The organism is Pseudomonas sp. SCT (genome assembly GCF_003864275.1).
Taxonomy (GTDB): Bacteria; Pseudomonadota; Gammaproteobacteria; order Pseudomonadales; family Pseudomonadaceae; genus Stutzerimonas; species Stutzerimonas stutzeri_AE.
Map to the genome: position 1 here is coordinate 1 of NZ_BDJA01000025.1, position 4,366 is coordinate 4,366.

The window sequence follows — 4,366 nt, forward strand, 5'->3', positions numbered from 1 at the left end:
TTTCGCATAATGAGAATGGCTTTATGTTGAGCGTCGTCTGGAAACTGCCTCCGGCTCCAGGCGGCGCGTAACATAGGGCCGATTATGCGATGCGCTATCGACCTCGAAACCCGCCTGATCAAAACCGCCGAGCTGTATGCGCCGGGCCGAAAGGGCTCCGACGCAATAACGTGGATCCTCGACGACTACCCGCGACTTGTCGCCGAGATCCGCGAACTGAGAAAGCGCGTCGCCCAGCTTGACGACGAAGGTGCCCAGCTCGATGCCGTCCTGCACGAGTTGCGGCAGATCGCTGAGCGAATCAACCTGCTTTGACCTGTCCTGCTGGCCTCGACCTCGCCGCTCGCGGCGATTAGTCGCCTGCACTGCCTCCTGTCGTTCTGCATAGCGCCTGCGACGATACCCCCGAAGGGGCCGCAACCATCGACCCACAAAAAAGCCCCCAGCGGCCTATACGGCCCTCAGGAGGCTTCTCGCGATCTTCGTCCCACTGTCCCACGACCAACTCAACCCGCGCCCCGATCTGCCCAAATGGACCGCTCCGGGCGTCTCTCTGCCGCTCTCCCAAGACCGTCAGCACCGCCTCTGGTCAGGTCACGACGTTGCTCGGTTTCAGCAGCGCTTTTCAGCTGGTCGGCGGTGGGGGTGCTGTAACACCCCCAATTTACCCCGGAATCCCATGGTCACCGCGAGCTATTCCAGCTCAAGAACGACCTCTCCTTTGCTGTTCACTTGAACGCAATTCACTGATTTATCAAGGATTATGTGCGCTAGCTCGCTGTCCTTGAGCGGCATTCGCCCCTGCTTTACAAGTAACTTGTTGATTTCTATGCACTTTTGCCGCAACGCCTCTTGCTCGGCGTTCGACAGTCGCAAGGTCGCAGGCATTGTCAATTTATCCATAATTAAATGATTCCCCGAAGTCTACGTGCATGCATGTGATTTGTGTTGACGCATGCAAGTTCCTCCGTATACATTGCTCGCCAATGTGATTTGCATGCATGCGTGCAGACGGAGTTGAAATGCATCAAGACGGATCAAGCGCGATGTTCATCGACTACCTATCGGTAGAGCAGGTGTATCCGTTCGATCTGCCGAAAGTCGCTGATATCACCATCGAGCGCTATTGCGCCCAAACTGGTGAACGCCTCAGCGTCACTCAGCCCGGCTGGAAGCATGAAGGCTCTTACACAACGTCCATCAACATCCGTGTCGATGGTCGCAAGCTGATTGTCCAGGGCAACCCGAGCGCTGTTGATCGCCTCGACAACCTGTTTGGCTTCCGCACCGTCGATCAGTGCGTCGCGGTTTACAACCGCATCCTTGCTGAGTACGGCTTGCCTGCTCTTACGCGCTGCACTCGGCTCGATTTCATGCAGGCTGAGTCCTCCCGCGTCGTCAGTCGCAAGATCACGGGCAAGTCATCCGCCGTTGAGCAGGCCGAAAGGGAAGGGGACGCGGGCGCTTGGATCAAGACTGTTGAGAAGGCGCACAAGCACACCACCATCGGCGACGGCATGCGCATCACGCGTATCGACCTCACCACGAACCGCGCAGTAGGGAAGGGCAACGAACTTCAGTATGTGTCCTCCCTGAGCACCCAGCGGGCCGGATACAAGGTCGGCAAGCTCTATGAAGACGGTTGCACCGTCGATTGGCAGGCCCGCGACCAGTATCGGAAGGCCTACATCAAGGCCAAAGCGATTCTCAAGTTCCTGCTCCCTAAGGCCCGCAAAAACTTCGGTGACGATTCGCCAGAGGTCCAGTACCTGCGCGATCTGATTGCCTACTGCGAAGAGCACGGTGTCGTCCGCATGGAGCAAGAGCTAAAGCGTGAATACCTGCTGCGAGAAGGCCTCGCGTGGTGGGGGATGTTCGACGAGGCCCGCTTCCAGACCATACATGACGCATTTCTGAAGATAGACGACCGACTGAAGGTAACGGCTATGGACTTTGAAACCATCGCGGATCACCTCGTTTCCGAGAAGATCGTGACCAGCACCAAGGCGGCATACACGACCGCCCAATACGCAATGCTCTGGATGACAGGCAAAGCCAAGTTCGACTTCAACAAGTCGTCTGTCCAGACCCACCGCGCCCGCCTGCGCCGTATCGGCATCGACATTGCCAACCCGTGCGATGCACTCAAAGTCCGCCCAATCGTTCACACCGCCAGCCGCGAAGTCATCCCGGTTGACGTGCTCCCGATGCCGACCTGGTACCGCCGTCCGAATCATTTGCAGGTGGCTGCATGATTACCGCCGTAGCCTGCGTGCCGGCTCATGGCATGACCTTCGACCTCTCTCCGATGCCACCAGCTGAGCAAGAGCGCATTCGCCTTCTGTGTGCCATCAAGAAAGCTTCGGATCATTACGAACTGGCCTTTGCTAGTGCCGAACTCGACGGCTTTGCCCGTGGCCTCTACGTCTCCGGTGCGATCAGTCATGCCGCCCTGACCATCTACTCGGCTCAGCACCTTCACGTTTACGGCATTGCCTTCGACCGGATTGACAGGAGCTTCCAATGCGAACTGTGAGCTTCCAGGGCGGCCAGCTCAGCCGCTCCCAGCGCGAACGCCTTGAGCAGTACCGCCGCACTCACGCGACCGTTAACACGTCCGTCCTGCAACAGCAGGTCGCTGAAACCTTCGCTGCTCTCGATCAGCGCAAAGACCAGGGCACCAAGCCCGAACGCCAGTGGTTCCTCGAATTCGAGGCCAAAGGCACCCCCTGTGTAGCCGAGCTGTTCGGCTTCTGACTCTGGAGAACACCATGCACATCATCAAAGGCACCGTCCTCGGCGTAGTAGACAAAGGCGAACCGGACAAGCGCTGGGCCATTGTTGCGCTTCAAACCTCCGCCAAGGATCGCGACGGCTTCGACGTCACCACCACTGTCAAGGCGCGCGTGTTTGGTGACTCGATCAAGAACGGCCTGCACAACCCCTACCGGCAACAGGTCGGCGTCGAGGTCTTCATGCCGGTCACCTGCGAGGTGAACGACCGCTACCACAACATCGATTACCTGCTGGCTGGCACTCCGCTGCGCCTGCAAGAGGTTCGCCCTCAGCCTGCGCCGAACCCAGCTGCAACGGCTCAGCAGAAGGCAGCAGGTGCTAACTAATGCATACATACGTCTGTACTGAACTTGTTAACGGCATCTGCCAAACATGGGTTGTGCAGTCGTCAATAATTCCGCCTCTCGGTGTAACTGATGGGCTGAAACTAGGCTGGGCCGTTGTTGCGTGTTACGGCGCTTCCTGGGGCTGTGGCTTATTAACGCGCTTTCTCTTATCCCACGAAAGGAATTGAATTATGGAAGGCTCCATGATCCCCGCTGAAGTTCTCACCGCTATTGATGCCCTCAAGGGTGATGTCCAGACCATCGGCGGCGCTATGTTCGTCGTTGTTCTGGTTGTTGTTGCGTTCGCGTACTTCCGCCGCTCCGCTCGTTAATTCGAGCCTCGGCAACTAGGGGGCTTAGCGGCCCCCTTTTTTATTGGAGCTAATAATGGACGTTTCAAGCTGGGAGTATTCAGGATGGCTAGTTGTTTTCGTTATGGTTTCATCGTTCTGGCTGCTGTTCTATACAGCGTCGAAGTGAGTGCATCTCGCACCATTATTGTCACTCCTTCCGATATACAAAAGACATATACCCCTGGTTCACCGGGCTTCGCGTTTAGCGATTCCCGTAACTGGGAAGCCCCTGTGTCAACCCAGTCGGGCGTTAAAGCGACCGTCCCAGTAACCTATAAACGCTCGTTCACCTTCTCCAAGTGGGCTGCAGGCGCAAAGCAACTTCTGAAGGTTAATCCCGGCAAGGCTGTCGCGACTGCCGGGCTTGGCGGCGTTCTTGCTGCTGTCGATTGGGTGATGACTGACGGTACGTTGACTAAGCCCACTACAACGACTGCTACTAGCTGTTATACAGCCTACTACCCCGGTGGTATTTCAGTTCCATGCAGCTACGGAAGCGCCACTGAAGCATGTAAGGCGCTTTATACCGCTGCAAATTATCAATGGTGGTTCCAGGCTGGCGGCACCTCAGGCGGCGCCTGCTACTCCTATGACCAAGCTGGCAATTATCGAACCTCCGGAGTTTGGAAAAAGTACGATACCCCCCCTCAGCCAGGAGGGCGGGTCCCTGTTACAGATACTGATATAGATTCACTTCTTGGTGGTATACAAGACACATCAGTTGCCTCGGATTCCGCACCCTCAATACTTGATAGTGTCCCCGGTAGTTTTGACTATCCAGACAGTGAAACCTTTTCCGGTCCTGCATCTGTAGATCTTCCTGGCAGTACGACCACTAACACCGACCCCTCCACCGGTAGCACGACTGTTACAGAAATTCTGCCCTCTATA

General features: G+C 56.6%; 8 protein-coding genes. 6 read left to right on the top strand and 2 right to left on the bottom strand.

What is annotated here, in order from left to right; all coding sequences use genetic code 11:
• Positions 1–21: 21 nt before the first annotated feature.
• Both BHD08_RS23015 and BHD08_RS22845 read right to left on the bottom strand, forming a co-directional pair.
• A complete protein-coding gene (locus tag BHD08_RS23015) occupies positions 22–366 on the bottom strand; it encodes a hypothetical protein (RefSeq protein WP_160128705.1) in 345 nt (114 codons plus the stop codon).
• A 327-nt stretch (positions 367–693) separates the two neighbouring features.
• The gene (locus tag BHD08_RS22845) at positions 694–903 is read right to left on the bottom strand and encodes a hypothetical protein (protein WP_125025240.1); all 210 of its coding nucleotides are present in this window, start codon (positions 901–903) and stop codon (positions 694–696) included.
• Positions 904–1,046: 143 nt separating this feature from the next.
• Here BHD08_RS22845 and BHD08_RS22850 point away from each other — a divergent pair, with 143 nt between their 5' ends.
• The 6 genes from BHD08_RS22850 to BHD08_RS22875 form a co-directional block, all read left to right on the top strand.
• A complete protein-coding gene (locus tag BHD08_RS22850) occupies positions 1,047–2,255 on the top strand; it encodes a phage/plasmid replication protein (RefSeq protein WP_125025242.1) in 1,209 nt (402 codons plus the stop codon).
• Positions 2,252–2,536 carry a hypothetical protein gene (locus BHD08_RS22855; RefSeq protein WP_125025244.1) on the top strand — a complete coding sequence of 95 codons (285 nt, stop codon included), beginning with the start codon at positions 2,252–2,254 and terminating at the stop codon, positions 2,534–2,536. The genes BHD08_RS22850 and BHD08_RS22855 overlap by 4 nt, the downstream gene beginning before the upstream one ends.
• The gene (locus BHD08_RS22860; protein ID WP_125025246.1) at positions 2,524–2,757 is read left to right on the top strand and encodes a hypothetical protein; all 234 of its coding nucleotides are present in this window, start codon (positions 2,524–2,526) and stop codon (positions 2,755–2,757) included. The genes BHD08_RS22855 and BHD08_RS22860 overlap by 13 nt, the downstream gene beginning before the upstream one ends.
• A 14-nt stretch (positions 2,758–2,771) precedes the next feature.
• Entirely contained in the window at positions 2,772–3,122 is a 351-nt protein-coding gene (locus BHD08_RS22865) for a hypothetical protein (RefSeq protein ID WP_125025248.1), read from the top strand.
• A 191-nt stretch (positions 3,123–3,313) separates the two neighbouring features.
• The gene (locus BHD08_RS22870) at positions 3,314–3,454 is read left to right on the top strand and encodes a major capsid protein (protein WP_125025250.1); all 141 of its coding nucleotides are present in this window, start codon (positions 3,314–3,316) and stop codon (positions 3,452–3,454) included.
• 84 nt (positions 3,455–3,538) lie between these two features.
• Positions 3,539–4,366: hypothetical protein (locus BHD08_RS22875; protein ID WP_148098511.1), on the top strand; the 828-nt coding region annotated here is incomplete at its 3' end.